Origin of the sequence: Nonomuraea sp. NPDC050202 (assembly GCF_040656115.1) — a bacterium.
Lineage (GTDB): Bacteria > Actinomycetota > Actinomycetes > Streptosporangiales > Streptosporangiaceae > Nonomuraea.
Window position 1 is genome coordinate 41,689 of the sequence record NZ_JBFALF010000036.1, and the last position, 20,938, is coordinate 62,626.

The window sequence follows — 20,938 nt, forward strand, 5'->3', positions numbered from 1 at the left end:
ATAGGTCGCGAAAACCACACGGAGGAACAGCATGTACCGCTCTCGTGAGCACCGGATCATCGCAGGCGTCTGTGGCGGGCTCGCCGACAAGATGGGCCTGCCGCCCACCCTCGTACGGATCCTCTGGCTGCTGCTGTCACTCATCCCGGGGCCGCTCTGGGTGGTCTACGTCGTGATGTGGATCCTCGTCCCGGAGGAGCCGAAGGGGTACCGCACGGCGGCCTGACCCGAGGCCCGGCAGGGGGCGCTGCCCGGCGGCGCGCCCCCTACGACGGGTGGCTTCACGCCGGTCGAGACGGATCGAGCCCCCGGCCGGTCCGGCCCGGAAGGGCGCGTGCCGGCGCGTCCGGGCAGCGGCATATCCTCGAAGCATGAGGGCAAGGCCGCTGACGCTCATCCAGGATGAGCTCGTCGATTACGACCAGGCGATGGAGCGCATGACCGACCTCGTCGGGCAGCGCCAACGGGACGAGCGGCCGGACACGCTCTGGCTGCTGAGCCACCCGTCCGTCTACACCATCGGGCGCCGCACTCCGCTGTCCCACCTGCCCGACCCCACGCGCGGCATCCCCGTCGTCGAGACCGGGCGCGGCGGTCAGCTCACCTACCACGGGCCCGGGCAGCTCGTCGGTTACCTCGTCGTCAAGCTGGAGCAGGGCGAGGGCATCGTCGACTACGTGCGCGAGGTGGAGCTGAGGCTGGTCGAGGCGCTGGGCAAGCTGGGGCTGCCGGCCGAGCGGCGTGACACGCCGCCGGGCTCCGAGCTGCTGACCGGGGTCTGGACGGTCGAGACCGGGCGGAAGATCATCTCGATCGGGATGCGGCAGAGCCGGGGCGTCACCAGCCACGGCTTCGCGCTCAACGTCGACGGCGACCTGACGCCGTGGAACTGGGCCGTGGCCTGCGGGATGCCCGACGTCGACATGACCTCGCTCAAGCGCGAGCTGGGCGCCACCGCCATGGACGAGGTGCGCGCGGTCGTGGCCGAGGCGTTCGAGGCGGCCTGACACGCGGAGGTCATTCTCAAGGAGGAATTCTTGTTATTCCTCCCCGTTCATACCTGCACATAGGCAATGATCCAATCTTGGTCGCACGCCCCGACGGGGGGATCGACTGAAGATTGGAGCATTGTGCGAAGAAGGTTTTCCCTGCTCGCTGCCGCTTTAATGGCGATGGCGACACTGTCGTCCGTCTCGCCGGCCAGCGCGGAGACGGCGAAGACGACGCAGACGGCGCCCACGATCACCTGGGCGCCCTGCGAGGAGGAGCCCGCCGCCGAGTGCGGCAAGCTGACCGTCCCGATCGACTGGTCCAAGCCCGACGGGCCGACCGTGGACATCGCCGTCGCCCGGCGCAAGGCCACCGACCCGGCCGCCCGCATCGGCTCGCTCGTGATCAACCCTGGCGGGCCCGGCGGCTCGGGCGTGGAGGCCGCGTACGGCGCCACCTGGTTCACCGAGGAGCTGCAGAAGCGGTTCGACATCGTCGGGTTCGACCCCCGGGGCGTGGGGCGCAGCAACCCGGTGATCTGCTCGGCGTCGGTGTACAACCAGATGCCGCACACCGTCATGAAGAGCCAGGCCGACTTCGACGCCTGGGACGCCTTCACCAAGAAGCTGCACGCCGACTGCCGCGAGCGCACCGGCCCGCTGTACGACCACGTCGACTCCAAGGACGTGGCCCGTGACATGGACGCCCTCCGCGCCGCCCTCGGCGAGGAGAAGCTGACCTACTACGGCATCTCGTACGGCACGCTGATCGGCCAGATGTACGCCGAGCTGTTCCCGGACCGCGTCCGGGCACTCGGCCTCGACAGCAACATGGACCACAGCCTCGGCGTCGCAGGCTTCCTGTCCACCGAGGCGCTCGCCGTCGAGGACGCCTTCGACCAGTTCGTCGGCTGGTGCGACCAGGACCCGAGCTGCGTCCTGCACGGCCAGGACGTCCGGGCCATCTGGAAGGGCCTGCTGGAGAAGGCGCGGCGCGGCGAGCTCGTCTACCCGAGCACCGGCACGAAGATGACCGAGTTGCAGGTCATCTACAACGCCGCGCTGGGCAACGAGGGGCCCGACTGGCAGACGCTGAGCCAGACGATCAACTGGCTGAACGGCGGCCCCGAGCCGGGCTGGGTGCCCCCGCTGCCCGGTCGCGGCCCCGTGGAGGGCGACGTGGCGTACCTGCCGACCGCGATCCTCTGCCAGGACTACAACCTCCGGGTGCGCAACTACACCGAGTACGCGGCGCTCATGAAGGTGTCCAACAAGCTGGCGCCGGACACGCGGTACCACCCGTACCCGATCGACGACCTGCCGATCTGCATGAACTACCCGACCACCAACCCGCCGCACGAGCTCAAGTACACGGGCGACGCCCCGCTGCTGCTCGGCAACTCGCTGCACGACCCGGCCACGCCGTGGATCTGGTCGGCCAACGCCGCCCGCCAGCTCGGCTCCAAGGCCGTGCTGCTCACGTACGAGGGCTGGGGTCACCGCATCTACGGCAAGGACAAGTGCCAGACGGACATCTTCGACGAGTACCTGATCTCGCTGAAGGTGCCCGCGCACGGCACCCGCTGCGCCGTGGGCACGCCTGAGGAGACGCTCAAGCTCAAGAGCACGACGCCGGCCTGGCCGACGGACAGGCTCTCCTGGTAGACCCGATGGGTACGGCCTCGCGCCGTACCCATCGGTTCCTTTCACGCGGTGGGGACCTCGTCGACCGTACGGCGGGGTCCCGTGAACCAGTGGCGGGCCGACAGGGCCCACCACAGCGCGATCCCGATCAGCACCACCCCGACCGCGATCGGCGCGTAGTTGACCGACGTCCAGGTGAAGTCGGCGTTGCCGGGCACGCCGGCCGGCGAGAACGGCATGATGAAGTAGATCGAGACGATCACGATCTCGACGCAGGCGATCCAGCACAGCGCCTTGTACTTCTTGCCGAGCGTCCACGGGCCGGGCTGGAAGGCGTCGCCCATGCGCAGGCGCAGCCAGATCGGGATGAGGAAGGCCAGGTAGAGCCCGATGACGGCGATCGAGACGACGGCGTAGAAGGCGACCGGCGTGGTCAGGCCGGGAGGGGCGTAGAGGGCGGGCAGGGTGATCAGGGCGGCGGCGACGCAGCCGGCGATGATCGCGTTGACCGGGGTGCGGTTGCGGTCCACCTTCGACCACAGGCGCCAGCCGGGGACGGCGCCGTCGCGCGAGAACGCGTACGTCATCCGGGACATCGAGGTCACGCAGCTCATCCCGCAGAAGAACTGGCCGATCGTGGAGATCGCGAAGATGGCCGTGGCGAGCGGGGAGGACAGCGCCGTCTCGAAGATGGCGCCGACGAAGCCGGCCTGCTTGTTGAGCTCGTCCACGTTCGTGGCGGCGAACAGGAACGACAGCAGCAGGATCCAGCCGCCGATGGCCGAGTAGAAGATCGACTGCCACAGGCCGCGGGCCGCGCTCCTGGCCGCGCCCTGGGTCTCCTCCGACACGTGCGCGCAGGCGTCGAAGCCGGTGATCGTGTACTGGGTGAGCAGGAAGCCGAGCGGCAACACGTACAGCCAGAAGGGCAGCCCCTCCGAGCCGTCACCGAAGCCCGAGTTGTTGTTGGTGCCGAAGAAGACGAAGTCGGCCGACTGGTGGCTCTCCGGGGCGAAGATCAGGATGGCGACGACGATCGCGGCGCCGGCCACGTGCCACCAGACGGAGACGTTCTGCAGCAGCGAGATCAGCCTGTGGCTGTAGATGTTGATCAGCGCGTGCAGCGCGAGGACGATCACGAAGAGGAGGAACGCCTGCGGCAGGGTGCCCTCCCAGGCGCCGCCGGTCAGGCGGTTCAGGGTGATGTTGAGGAACGTGGCGCAGCCGTAGTCGACCGACGCGGTGACGGCGATGAGGCCGATGAGGTTGAGCCAGCCGGTGAACCAGCCGTGGATCGGCTTGCCCAGCTTGGCGGCCCACCAGTAGATGCCGCCCGCCGTCGGGTACGCCGACACCAGCTCCGACATGCAGAAACCGATGATCAGGATGAACAGGGAGATCAGCGGCCAGCCCCACGAGATGGCGATGGGGCCGCCGTTGTTCCACGCCTGTCCGAAGGTCGTGAAGCAGCCGGCGAGGATGGAGATGATCGAGAAGGAGATGGCGAAGTTCGAGAAACCGCTCCAGGTGCGTGCCAGCTCCTGCTTGTAGCCGAGCTCGGCCAGTCGCCTGGAATCCTCTTCAGTGGTCATTGAGGTCTCCCTGGGGGGCGCGGAGGACGCTCCTTTTGGTCTACGTCTAGACCATTTCTTCCCAGGGGACAAGGCGTTACAGGAGGGTTTCGATCTCGTCAGGCGGGACGGTGGTCCCCCGCCAGGCGGGGGACCACCGGCAGGGGTCAGGAGAAGACGTCCGTGGCCGCCTGGCAGAACGCCTTGAGGTCGTCCGGCTTGCGGCTGGTGACCAGCGTGTTCGGGCCTTCCGAGCAGACCATGACCTCCTTGTCCACCCAGGTCGCCCCGGCGTTGCGCAGGTCGGTCTGCAGGCTGGGCCAGGACGTCAGGGTCCGGCCGCGGACGACGTCCGCCTCGATCAGCGTCCACGGCGCGTGGCAGATGGCGGCCACCGGTTTGCCCGAGTCGAAGAAGGCCCGGACGAACCGTACGGCCTGGGGCACCGTACGCAGGAAGTCGGGGTTCGCGACGCCGCCTGGCAGGACGAGGCCGTCGAAGTCGGCCGCGTCCACGTCGTCCACCGTGGCGTCCACGGCGAAGGTGTCCGCCTTGTCCAGGTGGTTGAACCCCTGGACCTTGCCGGAGGCGGTCGAGACGAGCCGGGGCGTGCCACCGGCCTGCTTGACCGCCTTCCACGGTTCCGTGAGCTCCACCTGCTCGACTCCCTCGGGAGCGACCAGGAACGCGATGGTCTTGCCGTCCAGCATGTGACTCGTCCCCCTTGGACATCGGTGTTTCCCACCCTCTTTCCGTGGGTGGCGGATGTATGCGCATTTACCCTAGGGGGGTATATTGGGCGGTGTTGCGAGAGCCGAGAGTGAGGAGCGGATCCATGACTGTTGCCACGTACCAGGTAGAGGGCATGACCTGCGGCCACTGCGTGAGCGCCGTGACCCAGGAGGTCGGCAAGGTGGCCGGGGTGAGCGGGGTCGAGGTCGATCTGGCGTCCGGGGCGGTGACGGTGACCAGCGCGGCGCCGATCGATGCCGCCTTGATCGACGCCGCGGTGGCCGAGGCCGGTTACGAGCTCGGCGGCAAGGTCGAGCTGCTGCCCCAGGCGGGTGGGTCGTCGTGCTGCGGCACCGGCGGCTGCCACTAGCTCACCAGGGGCAGCGGCCCGCCGGCGTCGAAGTAGCCGCCCGTGGGGCCGTCGGGGGCGACCTGGGCCATCCTGACGATGATCTCGGCGCCTTCCTCGACGGTCTGGATGCCGGTGTTGTGGTTCAGGTCCGTCTTGGTGAAGCCCGGCTCCACGGCGTTGACGCGCATGGCGGGGAACGCCTTCGCGTACTGCACGGTGATCATGTTCACCGCCGCCTTGGAGGCCGGGTAGGCGACCCCGGGGTACGCGTACGCCGGGGTGCCCTCGGCGGTGACCCTGGCGAGCGAGGCCAGGCCGCTGCTGAGGTTCACCACGACGGGGGCGGCGGAGCGCAGCAGCAGGGGCAGGAAGGCGTGCGTGACGCGGACCAGGCCGAAGACGTTCGTCTCGAAGACGGCGCGCAGGTCGTCGGCCGTCACGTCCGCGGCGCCGATCACGCCGCCGCCCGCCGTCCGCCCCTCGACGCCGGCGTTGTTGATCAGCACGTCCAGCCCGCCGTCCGCCTCGATGGTCCGCGCGGCGGCGGCCACGGAGGCGTCGTCGGTGACGTCCAGGACGACCGGCCGCGCGCCGAGCCTGCCGGCGGCCACCCGGCCGCGCTCGGCGTCGCGGCTGCCGAGATAGACGGTGTGGCCGGCCTGGACGAGGCGGCGGGCGGTCTCGAAGCCGAGCCCCTTGTTCGCTCCGGTGATCAGTGTCGTGGTCATGTCTCCAGCGTGCGGCGGAGCTCCGGGAGCAGCCATTCGTCCGGTTTTCCTGGGACTGACAGTGCCAGGGACATCCCGGGCAGGCAGGGCAGACTGGGGGCATGAGGGAGTTCGGGCAGGCAGTGCGCCGCTGGCGCGACCGGGTGAGGCCGGAGGCGGTGGGGCTGGCCGCCGGCGGGCACCGGCGCGCGGCCGGGCTGCGCCGCGAGGAACTGGCGCTGCTCGCCGGGATCTCCGCCGACTACGTCACCCGGCTCGAACAGGGCCGGGCCGCCAACCCCTCACCGCAGGTCGTCGAGGCGCTGGCCCGGGCGCTGCGGCTGTCGGCGGACGAGCGGGCGTACCTGTTCAGGACGGCCGGGCTGGCGCCGCCGTGCCCCGACACCGTGCCCGCGTTCATCCCGCCCAGCGTGCACCGGATGCTGGACCGGCTGGCCGGCACGCCGGTCGGCGTCTACGACGCGGCCTGGACGCTGCTGCTGGCCAACCCCATGTACGCGGCGCTGATGGGGGACCCGTCCGGGTGGCGCGGCAACGAGCGCAACGGCGTGTGGCGCAACTTCGCCGGGCCGGGCGGCCGGGTCAGGCAGACGCCGGAGGAGCGGCGCCGGTTCGAGGCCACGATGGTGGCCGACCTGCGTGCGACCGCCGGGCAGTATCCGGCCGACCGGCAGCTCCGGCGGCTGGTCGGGGAGTTGCGGGCCAGGAGCGAGCGGTTCGCCGAGCTGTGGGACGCGGGGGTCGTCGGGCGGCAGGAAGGCGGGCGGAAGATCATTGATCATCCGCAGGTGGGGGCGCTGACGCTGGACTGCGACATCCTCAGCGTGGCGGGCAGCAACCTGCGCGTCATGATCTACACGGCCGAGCCTGGCACAGAGGACGCCGAACGTCTAGCCCTGCTGGGCGTCCTCGGCACCCAGTCGATGGTGGGCTAGCCAGCAGACGGCGGCCCCGACGGTGTACCAGAGCAGGTCGGGCGGGTTGAACGTGCTGCCCAGCACCGGCCGCAGGATCGCGGGGACCTCCCCGAGCTGGGCGAACTCGATCACCCAGCTCAGCCCGGCCGACACCGCCGCGGCCACCCAGGGGCGCACCTTGGGAAGGGCGAGCACGAGAAGTGCGTAGATGAGTGCGGTGTAGAGCGCGTCACCGGCATACTTCGGGACAGGCCCGTCCCAGAGCGCGCGGACGCCGAGCCCGCATGCGACGATCACGACGCAGGCCAGGGCTGTCAGCAGGCGGGGCACCAGCTCACGGTAGTGCCAAGAGTGCTGAAAATTTACACCGCTAAAGGAAACGAAGGTGAAACAATTTTCCGCACCTCGTTGACATGCGGACTCCGTATGGTGTGCCTTTCTCTACACAGGAACACCCCCCGCCTGAAGGTGAGGCACACATGAGGAAATGGTTCGCGCGCCTGGCTGCGCTGGGCGTCGCGCTATTAGTGGCCGGTCAGGGCGCCACGGCGGCCCATGCCCAGGATCCGGCGGCGGGGAAGAAAATCGTACGCGTCGGCGCGACGCAGGCCATGGACTCGATGAACCCGTTCCTGGCCGTCCGCCTGGTCTCGACGTCCATCCACCGCTGGATGTACGGCTACCTCACGGTGCCCGACTCCAAGACGCTCCAGCCCAGCGCCGACCTGGCCGAGTCGTGGAGCACGTCGGAGGACGGGCTCACCTGGACGTTCAAGATCCGCCAGGCCAAGTGGTCCGACGGCAAGCCGATCACGGCCGAGGACGCGGCCTGGACGTTCAACAAGATGATGACCGACGAGGCCGCCAAGACCGCGAACGGCCCGGCGGTGGAGAACTTCGAGAGCGTCACCGCCAACGGCCAGGACCTGGTCATCAAGCTCAAGGCACCGCAGGCGTCCATGCTGGACAACCCGGTCCCGATCATGCCCAAGCATGTCTGGGAGTCGGTCACCGACATGGCGAACTACGACGCCGAGAAGTACCCGGCCGTGACCAGCGGCCCGTACATCGCGATCGAGCACAAGAAGGACCAGTACGTCAAGCTGCAGGCCAACCCCAACTACTGGCGGGGCGCGCCCAAGGTCAACGAGCTGCAGGTCATCTTCTACGACAACCCGCAGGCCGCCATCGCGGGCCTGAAGAACGGTGACATCGACCTGCTCGGCCGGATGACCCCGCAGGAGTTCGAGGCCATCCAGAACGACCCCAACATCGAGGCCTGGAACACCCAGGGCCGCCGCGCGTCGTACCTGCAGATCAACCACGGCGCCACCACCAGCGACGACAAGCCCATCGGCGACGGCCACCCGGCGCTCAAGGACGTCAAGGTCCGCCAGGCGCTGCACTACGCCATCGACAAGCAGAAGCTGGTCGACGAGGTGCAGAACGGCCTGGCCAAGGTGGCCGACGGCTCGATCGTGCCGCCGATGTACAAGGACTTCTTCTGGGAGGCCGCCGGCGACACCAAGGTCACCTACGACCCCGCCAAGGCCAACCAGATCCTCGACGACGCCGGGTACAAGAAGGGCGCCGACGGCATCCGTACGATGCCCGACGGCAAGCGCAAGCTGGAGTGGCGCTTCACCATCCACACCGACACCCCGATCGAGGACAAGCTCGCCGAGTACATGACGGGCTTCATGAAGGAGATCGGCGTCACGCTGACCACGGTGAAGCTGGACTCCAGCAAGTTCACCGAGGAGACCGGCGTCGCGGCCACCTTCGACATCGCGATCAGCGGCTGGTCGGTCAACCCCGACCCCGAAGAGGTCTTCGCCACGCACCTGTGCAGCCGCAGGCCCGCCGCGAACGGCGAGGGCGGCGGCACCGAGTCCTTCTACTGCAACGAGACCTTCGAGCAGCTCTACAAGGACCAGCAGAAGGAGCTCGACCGGCCGAAGCGGGCCGAGATCATCAAGAAGATGCAGGAGCAGCTCTACACCGACGCTCCCATCATCGCGATCTACTACACCAACGACCTCGAGGGTTACCGCAAGGACCGCATCACCAGCATCACCCCGATCCCGGAGGACAAGGGCCTGCTGTACGGCGGCAGCGGCTACTGGCCGTTCTACACCGTGGACGTCAAGGCCCAGGCGCCTACGGGCGGCGGCGACGGCGGCTCCAACACGGGCCTCATCTGGGGCGGGATCGTCGGCGCCGTGGTGATCGTAGGACTGGGGGCCTTCTTCCTGACCAGGCGGCGCAAGAGCGCCGCCGACGAGCGCGAATGACCCCAGAAGCACAGGTATGACGACTCCGCTTGACGCAGCAGAGCCCGCCGTCCAGGCGGCGGGCCCCGCTGACGAGCGCCCCGTCCGCCGCGGCACGCTGCAGTACGCGCTGTCCAAGGCCGGTGGGGCGCTGTTCAGCATCGCCATGGTGCTCGTCGGCACGTTCTTCGTGTTCAGGCTGCTGCCCGGCGACCCCGTGCGGAACCTGGCCCAGGGCCGCAACATGACGCCGACCCAGCTCGACCTGGAACGGCGCCGCCTCGGGCTGGACAAGCCGCTGATCGACCAGTTCTTCGACTTCGTGGGCGACACGCTCCGCCTCGACCTCGGCACCTCCTACGAGTACAAGCGGCCGGTCATCGACCTGATCGGCGAGCGGATCGGCCCGACGCTGCTGCTCACGGGCACGGGCCTGGCCATCGCGGTCAGCCTCGGCATCTGGCAGGGCACCCGCGCCGGCTGGCGGCACGGCAGCCGCTTCGACCGCTTCTCCACCGGCGCGTCGCTGCTGCTGTGGTCGGTGCCGACGTTCTGGCTCGGGCTGCTGCTGATGATGGTGTTCGGCGTCGGCATCGGGCCCATCCCGGGCATCTTCCCGTTCAGGGGCATCGAGAGCGTGGACGCGCCCGACGGGTTCGCGTACGTGCTCGACGTGGCCTCCCACATGGTGCTGCCCTGCCTGACGCTGGTGGCCGTGGTGTACGCGCAGTACCTGCTGGTCATGCGCTCCTCGCTGCTGGAGGAGGTCAGCCAGGACTACGTGACCGTGGCCCGCGCCAAGGGGCTGCGTGACGACGAGGTACGCCGCCGCCACGCCGTGCCCAACGCGCTGCTGCCCACGGTGACGCTGGTGTTCATGCGCATCGGGTTCGTGGTCGGCGGCGCGGTCACCGTGGAGTACATCTACACCTGGCCGGGCCTGGGCCAGCTCTTCTACCGGGCGATCGAGGTGCCCGACTTCACGCTCATGCAGGGCACGTTCATGCTGATCACCGTGTCGGTGATCGTCATGAACACGCTGGCCGACGTCGTCTACCATCTGCTCGACCCGAGGGTGAGATCGGCATGACCAGTGTCGCCATGGCCCGCAGGCGGCTCGCCCTGAGCCGCTTCTGGGCCGACTACCGCCACCACCGCGCCGGCGTCGCCGGCCTGGTGGTCCTGCTCGCCGCCGTGCTGCTCGCGCTGGTCGCGCCGCTGTTCATCGACGAGAGCGTGACCAACGTCGTGGACGCCCCCGGCGAGGACTTCGACGGCCCGAGCCTGGCCTTCCCCTTCGGCACGGACGAGTCCGGGCGGTCCGTCCTGCTGATGGTCTGGTGGGGCTCGCGCACGTCACTGCTCATCGGCTTCCTCGCCGCCGTGCTCAGCATCGTGATCGGCCTGGTCGTCGGCATCGCCGCCGGGCACTTCCGCGGCTGGACCAACGGGGTCCTCATGCGGATCACCGACTGGTTCCTCGTGCTGCCCTCGCTGGTCACCGCGCTGGTGCTGGCCGCCATCCTGGGCGGGAGCACGTTCACCGTCATCATGGCGATCGCCGTCACGTCCTGGCCGTCCACCGCGCGCCTGATCAGGGCCCAGACGCTGGCCGTCGAGGCCAGGCCGTACATCGAGCGCTCCAAGGCGCTCGGCGCCGGGCACTGGCACATCACCACCCGCCACGTGCTGCCCAACGTGGCCCCGCTGCTGCTGGCCAGCACCACGCTGGAGGTCGCCAGCGCCATCGTCACCGAGTCGACGCTGGCCTTCCTCGGCGTCACCTCCAACAAGACCTCCTGGGGCACCATGCTGCGCGCCTCCTACGACTTCGGCGCCGCCACCAACGGCGCCTGGTGGTACATCCTCATCCCCGGTCTGGCCATCCTCGTGGTCGTCATGGCGTTCACCCTGGTCGGGCGGGCGCTGGAGGCCGTGCTCAACCCCAGGCTGAGGAGGGCGGCATGAGTCTGCTCGAACTCGACGACGTGTCCGTGACCTACCGCATCGCCTCGGGCGAGGTGCCCGCCGTGCGCGGGGTGTCGCTGACCCTGGAGTCCGGAGCGGCGCTCGGAGTCGCCGGCGAGTCCGGGTCCGGCAAGTCGACGCTGGCCATGGCGCTGCTCCGGCTCCTGCCCCGGGACGCCCGCGTCGGCGGCAGGATCCTGCTCGACGGCGATGACGTGCTGGCCATGAAGTGGGGCCGGCTGCGCGCCGTCCGCTGGGCCGAGGCCTCGATCGTCTTCCAGGGCGCCCAGCACGGGCTCAACCCCGTGCGCCGGATCGGCGAGCAGATCGCCGAGCCGCTGCTCGTGCACAACCTGGCCAAGCCGGACGCCGCCCGCAAGCGCGTCGCCGAGCTGCTCGAACAGGTCGGCCTGCCCGCCTGGCGGTCCCGCAGCTTCCCGCACGAGCTGTCCGGCGGGCAGCGGCAGCGCGTGATGATCGCGATGGCGCTGGCCTGCTCGCCCCGGCTGATCATCGCCGACGAGCCGACCACCGCGCTCGACGTGATGGTGCAGGCCCAGGTGCTCACCCTGATCAAGGAGCTGGTCGCCGAGCAGGGCATCTCGCTCATCATGATCTCGCACGACCTGTCCGTGCTCGCCGACGTGTGCGACCAGCTCGCCGTCATGTACGCGGGCCGCGTGGTCGAGCACGGGCCGTCCGGCGAGGTGTTCCACGAGGCCAGGCACCCCTACAGCCGGGCGCTGGCCGCGGCGTTCCCGACCGTGGGCGACCCGGTCTCGCGGATGGCGCCCAAGGGGCTGGGCGGCGACCCGCCCGACCCCATGCACCTGCCCAGCGGCTGCTCGTTCCACCCGCGCTGCCCGGTCGCGCTGGACGAGTGCGCCTCGCTGGACGTCGAGCTGTGGCCGGCGGGGCCGGGCCGTACGGCGGCCTGCGTGCACGTCAGAGCGACGGAGGAGGCCGTATGACCGGGACGTTCGTGCGGGCCGGGGCGCTGGAGGGGGTCGTATGACCGGGACGTTCGTGCGGGCCGGGGCGCTGGAGGAGGCCGTATGACCGAGACGCAGACCAGTGCCGAGGCGGTCGCGACCACCCGGCCGACCCTGCTGGAGGCTCGCGACCTGCACGTCGAGTTCTCCTCCAGAGGCCGCCGCGCCCGCGCCGTGGACGGCGTGAACCTGGCCATCGGCGCGGGCGAGATCGTCGCCCTGGTCGGCGAGTCCGGCTGCGGCAAGACCACGCTCGCCCGTACCCTCCTCGGCCTCGAACGCCCCACCTCCGGCGAGGTCCGCTACGACGGCGACCCGCTGAACTACACCTCCAAGGCGCTCAAGGCCTACCGCAGGCAGGTGCAGCTCGTCCTTCAGGACCCGACCGGCTCGCTCAACCCCAGGCACACGGTGTACGAGGCCGTCGCCGAGGGCCCGCGCATCCACGGCCTGCGGGACGAGCAGGACGTCGTGGCCACGGCCCTGTCACACGCGGGGCTGCGGCCGCCCGACCGGTTCTTCCTGCGCTACCCGCACGAGCTGTCGGGCGGGCAGCGGCAGCGCGTGGTGATCGCCGGCGCGCTGGCGCTGAACCCGAAGGTGCTGATCGCCGACGAGCCGGTGGCCTCGCTGGACGCCTCCGTGCGCGGCGAGATCCTCGCCCTGCTGCTGCGGCTGCGCGCCGAGCTGGGCCTGTCGGCGCTGGTCGTCACCCACGACCTGGGCCTGGCCTGGAACATCGCCGACCGGGTGGCCGTGATGTACCTGGGCAGGATCGTCGAGTCAGGGCCCGTGGAGCAGGTGCTGACCGCGCCCCGGCACCCGTACACGCAGGCGCTGATGTCGGTGCTGCCCGAGTCGCCGGAGCGGGTGGTGCTGACCGGCGAGCCGCCGGACCCGACCAGGATCCCCGGCGGATGCCGCTTCCACGCCCGCTGCCAGGTGCTCGCCTCCGGCAAGGCCGCCGAGGCGGGGGTGGACGGGCGGTGCCGTACGGAGCTGCTGGACGTCCTGCCTGCCGTGCCCGAGGCGCAGGCGGCCTGCTATTACGCGGAGACGACCGGCCAGTGACCCGGTGACCCGCCTCCTCACCAGGTGACCCTCCTCACCAGGTGACCCTCCTTGCCGGGTGACCCGCTTCGCCGGGTGACCCGCGTTGCCGGGTGGGGCGCTCTGTCAGATGGGTCGCCGGCGCGCGGAGGCGGTCAGCGCAGGTCGGCGTCGTGGACCAGGATCGCGGCCTGGACCCGGTTGGCCAGGCCCAGCTTGGCCAGCACCCGGCTGACGTGCGCCTTCACCGTGGCCTCCGTCAGGCGCAGCTCGCGGCCGATCTCGGCGTTGGACAGGCCGCGGGCCAGCGCCTTGATCACGTCCCCCTCCCGGCCGGTGAGCCCGTCGAGCTGCCTGCGGGCGGCCTCGGCGCGCGAGGGAGCGCGGTCGGCGTACTGCGCGATCACCCGCTTGGTGACGGACGGGGAGAGCATCGCCTGACCGTCGGCGACCGTGCGCACGGCGGCGGCCAGCTCTCTCGGCGGGGTGTCCTTGAGCAGGAAGCCCACGGCGCCCAGGCGCAGCGCCGCGTGCACGTACTCGTCCACGTCGAACGTGGTCAGCATGACCACCTTGGGCGCCTGGGGATCCAGGAGGATGCGCGCGGCGGCGCTCAGGCCGTCCATGACGGGCATCCGCACGTCCATCAGCACCACCTCGGGCCGCAACCGCCCCACCGCCGAGACCGCCTCGGCGCCGTCACGCGCCTCACCGATCACCGAGATGTCACCCGCCGCCTCCAGGATCAACCGCAGCCCTGACCGTACGAGCGCCTCGTCGTCCACCACGAGTACCCTGATCACGCAGAGCTCCCGTCGCTCACGGCCCTGCCACCCACGCAAGGTCCGCTCATACCGCGCTCCCGCCGTTCACGGCGCTGCGACACACGGAAGGTCCGCTCATACCGCGCTCCCGTCGCTCACGGCGCTGCCGCTGGCGAAGAGCCCGCTCATGCCGGGATCCTGGCGCTGACGAGGAAGCCGCCGCTCTCCTCGGCGCTGGTGCGCAGCGAGCCGCCGAGGAGCTCCACCCGCTCGCGCAGCCCCACCAGGCCCCAGCCGGCGCCAGGCAGCTCCTCGGGCGGCGCGTGCGGCGCCTGGTTGCGCACCTCCACCTCCAGTTCGCCGTCCCCGAACCGGAGCAGCACGTCCGTGGGCACGCCGCCCGCGTGCTTGTGCACGTTGGTGAGCGCCTCCTGGATCACCCGGTACGCCGTCCGCTCCACCGTCTCCTCCACCGGCCGGGGCTCGCCCTCGTCGCGCCGGGTCACCGCGATGCCCAGGGCGCGGGACTGGTCGAGCAACCGGTCGAGGTCGCCGAGCGTCGGCTGCGGCCGGTAGCCGGCGTCGAGATCGCCCAGGGCGGACCCCGGCCGGTGGCCGCCGGGGGCGGGCCGCGAGCGGGAGCCGGCGTCGACGGCCCCGGTGCGGGGCGCGCGCAGCACCCCGAGCACGTCGCGCAGGTTGGCCAGGGCTTCCCTGCCGATGCCGCCGATCATGGCGGCGGTCTCGGCCGTCTCCTCGTCGGTGGCCCGCACCTCCAGCGCCCCCGCGTGCAGCACGATCAGCGAGACCCGGTGGGCCACCACGTCGTGCATCTCCCTGGCGATCCTGGCGCGCTCCTGCGCCCTGGCCTGCTCGGCCCGCATGACCTGCTCGCGTTCGAGCCGCTGCGCGCGCTCCCTGGCCGCCTCCAGCACCTCGGCCCTGGCACGCGTCCACAGCCCCACGGCCAGCGGCAGCCCGATCATGCCCAGCGCCATGAACAGCGCGTTGCCCAGGCCGGCGGTCAGCATCTCCTGCAGCCCGTCGCGCGCCTCGCCGACCACCGCCGAGATGCCGCAGACGACCAGGCAGGCGCCGACGTAGGCGGCGATGCCGCGGCTCCTGCTGAGCGTGCGGCCCGCGAAGTAGGAGGCGACCAGCAGCGGCGGCCACACCACGAGCCAGGCGTAGGTGACGGCGCCGACGGCGGCCAGCGGCCACCAGGACCGCCGCGCGTGCCAGGCCGCCACGCCCGCCGCCCCGGCGATCGCGACCTGAACGGGCAGCGGGAGGCCGGACGGCACCCCCATCTGCCCGCTCATCACGAACAGGGACAACGCGAAGAGCCCCGCGCCGAGCAGTACGAACCGCATGGTCACAGCGTAGGGGCGCGCCGGGGGATGGCCTTACGACGAAAGTAGTGGGTGTGGATAGACGATCGGGGAGGACGCTTCCGGCCGCCCTTCCGGCAGCGTGGTCGCCATGCGAAACACCGCTGCCGCGGCAGCCCTGTCGTTCCTCGTCCTGTCCGCCATCCCCGCCCAGGCCGCGCACGCGGCCGTGCCCGCCGGAGCCGAGGCTGCGGCCGTGCCTGCCGGAGCCGAGGCTGCGGCCGTGCCTGCCGGAGCCGGGGCCCGGGCGGGCCTCACCTTGCCGAAGCCGACCGGGTCGAAGCCCGTCGGCACGACCACCCTGCACCTGGTCGACAAGAGCCGCCCCGACCCCTGGAACCCGGCGGCGGACCGGCGGGAGCTGCTGGTCTCGCTCTGGTATCCGGCGAAGAAGGCGACCGGGCGGCCGGCACCGTACCTGACCGAGCAGGAGTCGGCGGCGGTGCTCAAGGGCTTCCAGGTCGATCCTGACGCCCTCACCAAGGTCAGGACGCACGCCCGCCTGAACGCCCCCGCCGCGGGAGGCAGGCGGCCGCTGGTCGTCATGTCGCCCGGGTTCAGCTTCCCGCGCGCCACCCTGACCTCGCTGGCCGAGGACTTCGCGAGCAGGGGATACCTGGTCGCGGCCGTGGAGCACACGTACGAGTCGGTCGCCACCACCTTCCCCGACGGCCGCACCACCACCTGCCTGGCCTGCGTGAAGGGCCAGGACCACGCGAAGGTGGCCACGGGCAGGGCGAAGGACGTGCGGTTCGTGCTCGACGAGCTGACCGGGGGCGGCTGGGGCAAGAAGATCGACCGGTCGCGGATCGCCATGGTCGGGCACTCGATCGGCGGTTACGCGGCGGCCCAGGCCATGCTCGCGGACGGCCGGATCAAGGCCGGGGTGAACCTGGACGGCACGTACCGGGTGGAAGAGCCGCTCAAGCGGCCGTTCATGCTGATCGGAGCGCCGAAGTCGCACACGCCCGGCGGCACCGACGACTCCTGGAAGCAGGCGTGGCCGAACCTGACCGGCTGGAAGCGCTGGATCACGGTGAAGGGCACCGACCACTCGGCGTTCGTCGACTACGCGGTGCTCAGACCGCAACTGGGGTTGCCCGCGCAGGAGCTCGACGGCGCTCGGGCGCTGGAGATCACCCGCGCTCACCTGGCGGGCTTCCTCGACCGGCACCTGCTGGGCAAGCACACTGCGGTCAAGGACTATCCGGAGGTCACCGTGCATAATCCTTGAGCGTGACGGCGTTCGCGGCGCGGAGGACGGGGCCGGTGATCCGGGCACGGTCTACCAGGCCATGCTGACCGGCTTCCTGGCGCAGTGGCTGCTCGACCCCGACAGCGCGCTGCCGGGCCGCGAGGTGGTCGCGGCCCTGCGCATGATCGTGAACTGAACCGAGGGACGGCGGCCGCCGGTCATGGCCGGTCTCTGCTCGGCGGGTGAGGTCAGAACGCGCTGATCGTGGCCGGGGCCCGCTCGGCCCTGCTCAGCGTGCGGATGACCGCCGTGGGCCCGTGGCGGTGCACGGCCAGCCGGGCCAGCAGCTCCACCACCGGATCGATCACGGAGGAGGGCAGCTCGGGAGTCTCCACCCCCACGCTGGCGGCCAGGTCGTCGGAGTGCACGACCAGCTCCACGAGCCGGGTGAGCAGGAAGTCGTCCAGCCGCAGCGACCAGCCGGACCACGGCAGGTGCACGACGCGGTCGGCCGGTTCGGCGGCCAGCGCCGCGCTCTGCATCTCGTACAGCGCCTGCGCCCGCTCGACCAGCACCGCGGGGCCGGCCGCCGCGGCCGCCTCGCCGCCGCGCCGGACGCTGAGGTTGCTCTCGTGGTCGAGGCCGGCCTGCACCCATGGCGAGCGCGAGTAGTGCTCGATGAGCGTGATGGGCTCCCCCGCCTGCTCGTTCGGCGCCAGCACGTCGCCGACCCTGACGAGCTGGTGGGCCAGGTGCCCGGCCAGCCCCGCGACGCTGAACTCCATCAGCGCGCTCGGCTTGTCCCACGATGCCGCCACGGCCGGATCGCGCAGGAGCGACACCGCCGACGCCGCGGCCTCCAGATAGGACCGCCTGCTCTCCCCCATGTGCCGCCCTTCCCAGGTTTCAGGTGGTGATTGGCGCTACCACTACGCACGTAACAAACCACCGGCGCATCGCGGTTCTTCCTGGTGAGATGGGATTCATCTCAGCCGAGTGCCCGCCTGATTGCCGACTTGACGAACGCCCGAGCCAGCCGCGCCCGCCTGAACCGGCTCAGCACCGGCGCCGGCGTGCCGTAGCGGCGGGCGCGGATGTCGGCCACCACCGTCTCCGGCGCCCCCAGCTCGGCCAGCACGTCCAGCGCCTCCAGCTTGCTGATCAGCCGTCCCTCCCGCAACGTGACGGTGGCCCTGGCGACCGTCACCATGCCCAGGTCCACCCAGACGTCCTGCAGCCAGCGCCGCCGTTCCTGCGCCTTGACCAGCCAGAAGTCGCGCAGGTCCGTACGGACGTACCGGGTCAGCTCCTCCTCCGACACCGGCGGCAGCAGGCCGGCGGGCGGCGGCCCGTACAACACCCTGGCCCCGTCGTGCAGCTCGCGCCGGGTGACCGCGCTGACGGGCCGCCGGTAGATCTGGCTGTGCGCCCACGTGATGTGCTCGGTCGCCAGGTCGTCCAGCTCCTGCCTGGACATGTACGAGCAGTGCAGCCGCTCCGCCAGCGGCAGGCGGAGCCTGCGGTGCACGGCCTTGATCCGCCGCCAGTCGCCCATCGTGGCCGGCGAGTCGAGCACCGCGATCAGGTCGAGGTCGCTGCGTCCCTCCTGGTAGTCGCCCGCCGCGAGCGAGCCGTGCGCCCAGAGCGCGATAAGGGGGACGGCCGGCTCGATGCTGTCGAGAAAATGCCTTAGCAGTCGTTCGGTGGCTGCGTGCATGATGGCAACTATGATCGATACGCGGCTGACAGGAAAGGTTGCGCTGGTCACAGGTGCCAATCACGGCATCGGTGCGGCGACGGCGACCGCGCTGGCGGCCGAGGGGGCGGCGGTCTTCCTGACGTACAAGCGCCTCGCGCCCTTGAACGAACCTGCCTATCCGGACACCTACGACCGGGTCAGGGCGGACACCGCGGACGACGTCGTCCGCCGCATCCGCGAGGCGGGCGGCACCGCGGAGGCCGCCGAGGCCGACCTGGCGGACCCCGAGGCTCCGAAGCTGCTGTTCGACCTGGCCGAGAAGGCGTTCGGGCCGGTGGAGATCCTGGTCAACAACGCCAGCGCCGGGCTGGGCAACACCTTCGCGCCCGCCGGGCACGACGCCTTCGGCCGCTCGCTGCGGATGGTGGACGTGGAGACGCACGACAGGCAGTTCGCGGTGGACGCGCGGGCGGCCGCGCTGCTGATCTCGGAGTTCGCCCGGCGGCACGTGGCACGCGGCGCGACCTGGGGCCGCATCATCGGCCTGACCTCCGGCGGGCCCGACGGCTTCCCGGCGGAGGTCTCGTACGGCGCGGCGAAGGCGGCCCAGGAGAACTACACCATGTCGGCCGCGCACGAGCTGGGCCCCTACGGCATCACGGCCAACATGGTCTACCCGCCCGTCACCGACACCGGCTGGATCAACGACGAGGTGGCCAGGGCGGTCACCGAGAGCGCGGTGCTCAAGGAGATCGCGCAGCCGGAGGACGTGACCGAGGTGATCACGTTCTTGGCCTCGCACCAGGGGCGGCGGGTGACGGGGCAGCTCCTCAGGATGTACTGAACAGGGCGCTCACCGACTCGCCGTAGTGGATCCGGCGCATGGCCTCGGCCAGCGCGGACGCGATCGACAACACGGTGAGCTTGTCGCCGGGCTTGGCCGGTGGCGGGACGGTGTTGGTGCAGACGATCTCCTGGACCTCGGGCAGCGCGCTGAGCCGCTCGATGGCGCCGCCGGAGAACAGGCCGTGCGTGCACGCCACCCGTACGGAGCGCACGTCGCGCTCGCGCAGCCGGTCGAGCAGCTCGATGACGGTGCTGCCCTTGGCGATCTCGTCGTCCAGGATGATGACGTCCTTGCCGGCGACGTCGCCGATCACCGAGCTGATCACGACGCGGTCGTCGCTGAAGCGCTGCTTGGCGCCCATCGCGACCCCGGTGCCCAGCAGGCGGGCGAAGTGGGCGGCCTCCTTGGCGTTGCCGAGGTCGGGGGAGACGACGACCGTGTTGGACAGGTCGTACTGGCGGAAGTGCGCGGCCAGCTCGCGCAGCGCGTGCAGGTGGTCGACGGGGACGCTGAAGAAGCCGTGCACCTGCGGCGAGTGCAGCGTCATCGCCAGCACCCGGCTGGCGCCCGCGGCCACCAGCAGGTCGGCCACCAGCCGCGCGCCGATCGAGATGCGCGGGGCGTCCTTCTTGTCGCTTCTGGCGTAGGCGTAGTGAGGCATCACCACGGTGGTCCTGGCGGCGGAGGCCCCGCGGGCGGCGTCGAGCATGAGCAGCAGCTCGACCAGGTGCTCCTGCACGGGCGGCACGAGCGGCTGGATGAGGTACACGTCGCGCTCGCGGCAGTTGGCCTGGAGCTGCACTTCGAGCACGTCATTGGCGAAGCGGTTGATCTGTACGGGGTGCAGGGGTGTGCCCAGGTGGGCGCAGATCTCCTCGGCCAGGTCGGGGTGGGCGCTGCCGCTGAAAACCGTGATGTCTCGCACGATTCCCACATGGTAGCCAGAGGCGCCGACGTTCCACGAGACCAGCCCCGGGACCAGCGCGTCTCGCGCGACCGGCCCGGAACCGGCGCCTCTCCCAGGCCCGGCGCGGCGGTCGGGTGCCCCTCCCGGGTCCGGCGCGGCGGCCGGCGGGTCTCAGACGACCAGCTCGGAGGTCAGCGCGTCCAGGTCGGGCAGGACGCGCCAGGCCAGGTCGAGCGCGTCGGGCGCAGGCGGGTAGCGGGGGTGCGGTACGGCGATCACCCGCATCCCGGCCGCGTGCGCCGAACGCAGCCCGTTGCTGGAGTCCTCGACCGCCACGCAGCCGCGCGGGTCCACCCCGATCCGCCGGGCCGCCTCCAGGTACCCGTCGGGCGCCGGCTTGCCGCGCGGCACCTCCTCGGTGGAGACGGTGGCCGCGAAGCACTCGCCCAGCCCGGCCGCGTCCAGCACCACGTCGATCAGCCGGCGCGGGGACGAGCTGGCCAGCCCCAGCGTGAGCCGGCCCGCCAGCCGCCGCACCACCTCGACGGCCCCGGGCATCAGCGGCACCTCGTCCCGGTACCGCCCGGCCATCTGCTCGACGACCCCGCGGGCGATCTCGTCCGGCGGCAGCCCGACGCCGAGCTCGTGCAGGTACGCGGCCCACTCGCCGGTGCTCATGCCCATGAGCCTGGACTGCGTGTCCGGCTGCCAGGCGCCGCCGTGGTCGGCAACGAACGCCCGGCGCACCTCCTCCCAGACCGGCTCGCTGTCCACCAGCACGCCATCGAGGTCGAACACGCACGCTTCCATGGATCCCCCTGCGACGATCAGCTCAGGACCAAGCCAACCACATGGACTTGTCGGAGATTCATCCTATTTAGGGCCTTTATTGAGCTATTTGCCCGAAAAGGGGGGCATG

22 protein-coding genes are annotated in these 20,938 nt (G+C 70.8%); 12 read left to right on the forward strand and 10 right to left on the reverse strand.

Features of this window, described 5'->3' with window-relative positions; translation table 11 throughout:
- Nucleotides 1-31 precede the first annotated feature (31 nt).
- The 3 genes from AB0I79_RS50340 to AB0I79_RS50350 all read left to right on the forward strand — a co-directional run bounded on the left by AB0I79_RS50340 (nucleotide 32) and on the right by AB0I79_RS50350 (nucleotide 2,654).
- A complete protein-coding gene (locus AB0I79_RS50340) occupies nucleotides 32-226 on the forward strand; it encodes a PspC domain-containing protein (protein WP_253753378.1) in 195 nt (64 codons plus the stop codon).
- Between the two features lie 145 nt (nucleotides 227-371).
- Nucleotides 372-1,007: a lipoyl(octanoyl) transferase LipB gene (gene lipB / locus AB0I79_RS50345; RefSeq protein ID WP_357889941.1), complete on the forward strand. Its 636-nt coding sequence runs from the start codon at nucleotides 372-374 to the stop codon at nucleotides 1,005-1,007.
- A gap of 165 nt (nucleotides 1,008-1,172) precedes the next feature.
- Nucleotides 1,173-2,654: an alpha/beta fold hydrolase gene (locus tag AB0I79_RS50350; protein WP_357889945.1), complete on the forward strand. Its 1,482-nt coding sequence runs from the start codon at nucleotides 1,173-1,175 to the stop codon at nucleotides 2,652-2,654.
- A 41-nt stretch (nucleotides 2,655-2,695) separates the two neighbouring features.
- On the opposite strand, the gene AB0I79_RS50355 is transcribed toward AB0I79_RS50350, so the two are convergent.
- The gene (locus tag AB0I79_RS50355; protein ID WP_357889948.1) at nucleotides 2,696-4,225 is read right to left on the reverse strand and encodes an amino acid permease; all 1,530 of its coding nucleotides are present in this window, start codon (nucleotides 4,223-4,225) and stop codon (nucleotides 2,696-2,698) included.
- 146 nt (nucleotides 4,226-4,371) lie between these two features.
- Entirely contained in the window at nucleotides 4,372-4,914 is a 543-nt protein-coding gene (locus AB0I79_RS50360; RefSeq protein ID WP_357889951.1) for a type 1 glutamine amidotransferase domain-containing protein, read from the reverse strand.
- Between the two features lie 125 nt (nucleotides 4,915-5,039).
- Here AB0I79_RS50360 and AB0I79_RS50365 point away from each other — a divergent pair, with 125 nt between their 5' ends.
- Nucleotides 5,040-5,306, forward strand: a complete 267-nt coding sequence (locus AB0I79_RS50365) for a copper ion binding protein (RefSeq protein WP_357889954.1) — start codon at nucleotides 5,040-5,042, stop codon at nucleotides 5,304-5,306.
- On the opposite strand, the gene AB0I79_RS50370 is transcribed toward AB0I79_RS50365, so the two are convergent.
- Nucleotides 5,303-6,016: an SDR family NAD(P)-dependent oxidoreductase gene (locus AB0I79_RS50370; protein ID WP_357889957.1), complete on the reverse strand. Its 714-nt coding sequence runs from the start codon at nucleotides 6,014-6,016 to the stop codon at nucleotides 5,303-5,305. The two genes, AB0I79_RS50365 and AB0I79_RS50370, sit on opposite strands and share 4 nt — an antisense overlap.
- Before the next feature lie 101 nt (nucleotides 6,017-6,117).
- Between AB0I79_RS50370 and AB0I79_RS50375 the strand changes: the two genes are divergently transcribed.
- Nucleotides 6,118-6,951 (forward strand): helix-turn-helix transcriptional regulator, encoded by an 834-nt coding sequence (locus AB0I79_RS50375; RefSeq protein ID WP_357889960.1) that lies wholly within the window; start codon nucleotides 6,118-6,120, stop codon nucleotides 6,949-6,951.
- Here AB0I79_RS50375 and AB0I79_RS50380 read toward each other — a convergent pair.
- Entirely contained in the window at nucleotides 6,907-7,263 is a 357-nt protein-coding gene (locus AB0I79_RS50380) for a DUF2809 domain-containing protein (RefSeq protein WP_357889963.1), read from the reverse strand. The two genes, AB0I79_RS50375 and AB0I79_RS50380, sit on opposite strands and share 45 nt — an antisense overlap.
- Before the next feature lie 149 nt (nucleotides 7,264-7,412).
- On the opposite strand from AB0I79_RS50380, the gene AB0I79_RS50385 reads away from it, so the two are divergent.
- From AB0I79_RS50385 to AB0I79_RS50405, 5 genes are all read left to right on the forward strand, one after another.
- Nucleotides 7,413-9,227, forward strand: a complete 1,815-nt coding sequence (locus AB0I79_RS50385; RefSeq protein ID WP_357889966.1) for an ABC transporter substrate-binding protein — start codon at nucleotides 7,413-7,415, stop codon at nucleotides 9,225-9,227.
- Nucleotides 9,228-9,243: 16 nt separating this feature from the next.
- Nucleotides 9,244-10,296 carry an ABC transporter permease gene (locus AB0I79_RS50390; RefSeq protein WP_357889968.1) on the forward strand — a complete coding sequence of 351 codons (1,053 nt, stop codon included), beginning with the start codon at nucleotides 9,244-9,246 and terminating at the stop codon, nucleotides 10,294-10,296.
- Nucleotides 10,293-11,174, forward strand: coding sequence for an ABC transporter permease (locus tag AB0I79_RS50395; RefSeq protein WP_357889971.1), 882 nt, complete (start codon nucleotides 10,293-10,295; stop codon nucleotides 11,172-11,174). The genes AB0I79_RS50390 and AB0I79_RS50395 overlap by 4 nt, the downstream gene beginning before the upstream one ends.
- Complete coding sequence (locus AB0I79_RS50400) at nucleotides 11,171-12,145, forward strand: ABC transporter ATP-binding protein (RefSeq protein WP_357889974.1); 975 nt, start codon at nucleotides 11,171-11,173, stop codon at nucleotides 12,143-12,145. Before AB0I79_RS50395 ends, AB0I79_RS50400 begins: the two co-directional genes overlap by 4 nt.
- An 84-nt stretch (nucleotides 12,146-12,229) precedes the next feature.
- A complete protein-coding gene (locus AB0I79_RS50405; RefSeq protein ID WP_357889977.1) occupies nucleotides 12,230-13,237 on the forward strand; it encodes an ABC transporter ATP-binding protein in 1,008 nt (335 codons plus the stop codon).
- Nucleotides 13,238-13,371: 134 nt separating this feature from the next.
- Here the strand turns inward: AB0I79_RS50405 and AB0I79_RS50410 are convergent, their stop codons facing one another.
- Together AB0I79_RS50410 and AB0I79_RS50415 are read right to left on the reverse strand one after the other, a co-directional pair.
- Nucleotides 13,372-14,019 carry a response regulator transcription factor gene (locus AB0I79_RS50410; protein ID WP_357889980.1) on the reverse strand — a complete coding sequence of 216 codons (648 nt, stop codon included), beginning with the start codon at nucleotides 14,017-14,019 and terminating at the stop codon, nucleotides 13,372-13,374.
- A gap of 146 nt (nucleotides 14,020-14,165) precedes the next feature.
- Nucleotides 14,166-15,353 (reverse strand): histidine kinase, encoded by a 1,188-nt coding sequence (locus AB0I79_RS50415; RefSeq protein ID WP_357889983.1) that lies wholly within the window; start codon nucleotides 15,351-15,353, stop codon nucleotides 14,166-14,168.
- Between the two features lie 109 nt (nucleotides 15,354-15,462).
- Here AB0I79_RS50415 and AB0I79_RS50420 point away from each other — a divergent pair, with 109 nt between their 5' ends.
- Nucleotides 15,463-16,605 (forward strand): alpha/beta hydrolase, encoded by a 1,143-nt coding sequence (locus tag AB0I79_RS50420; RefSeq protein ID WP_357889986.1) that lies wholly within the window; start codon nucleotides 15,463-15,465, stop codon nucleotides 16,603-16,605.
- A 209-nt stretch (nucleotides 16,606-16,814) separates the two neighbouring features.
- Here the strand turns inward: AB0I79_RS50420 and AB0I79_RS50425 are convergent, their stop codons facing one another.
- Nucleotides 16,815-17,453: a maleylpyruvate isomerase N-terminal domain-containing protein gene (locus tag AB0I79_RS50425; protein WP_357889989.1), complete on the reverse strand. Its 639-nt coding sequence runs from the start codon at nucleotides 17,451-17,453 to the stop codon at nucleotides 16,815-16,817.
- 101 nt (nucleotides 17,454-17,554) lie between these two features.
- On the reverse strand, nucleotides 17,555-18,283 hold the full coding sequence (locus AB0I79_RS50430; RefSeq protein ID WP_357889992.1) for a nucleotidyltransferase domain-containing protein: 729 nt from the start codon (nucleotides 18,281-18,283) through the stop codon (nucleotides 17,555-17,557).
- A 10-nt stretch (nucleotides 18,284-18,293) separates the two neighbouring features.
- On the opposite strand from AB0I79_RS50430, the gene AB0I79_RS50435 reads away from it, so the two are divergent.
- Nucleotides 18,294-19,109 (forward strand): SDR family oxidoreductase, encoded by an 816-nt coding sequence (locus tag AB0I79_RS50435; protein ID WP_357889995.1) that lies wholly within the window; start codon nucleotides 18,294-18,296, stop codon nucleotides 19,107-19,109.
- Here AB0I79_RS50435 and AB0I79_RS50440 read toward each other — a convergent pair.
- A complete protein-coding gene (locus AB0I79_RS50440; RefSeq protein ID WP_357889998.1) occupies nucleotides 19,096-20,037 on the reverse strand; it encodes a ribose-phosphate pyrophosphokinase in 942 nt (313 codons plus the stop codon). The genes AB0I79_RS50435 and AB0I79_RS50440 overlap by 14 nt on opposite strands.
- Before the next feature lie 153 nt (nucleotides 20,038-20,190).
- The gene (locus AB0I79_RS50445; protein ID WP_357890001.1) at nucleotides 20,191-20,817 is read right to left on the reverse strand and encodes an HAD family phosphatase; all 627 of its coding nucleotides are present in this window, start codon (nucleotides 20,815-20,817) and stop codon (nucleotides 20,191-20,193) included.
- Between the last annotated feature and the right edge of the window lie 121 nt (nucleotides 20,818-20,938).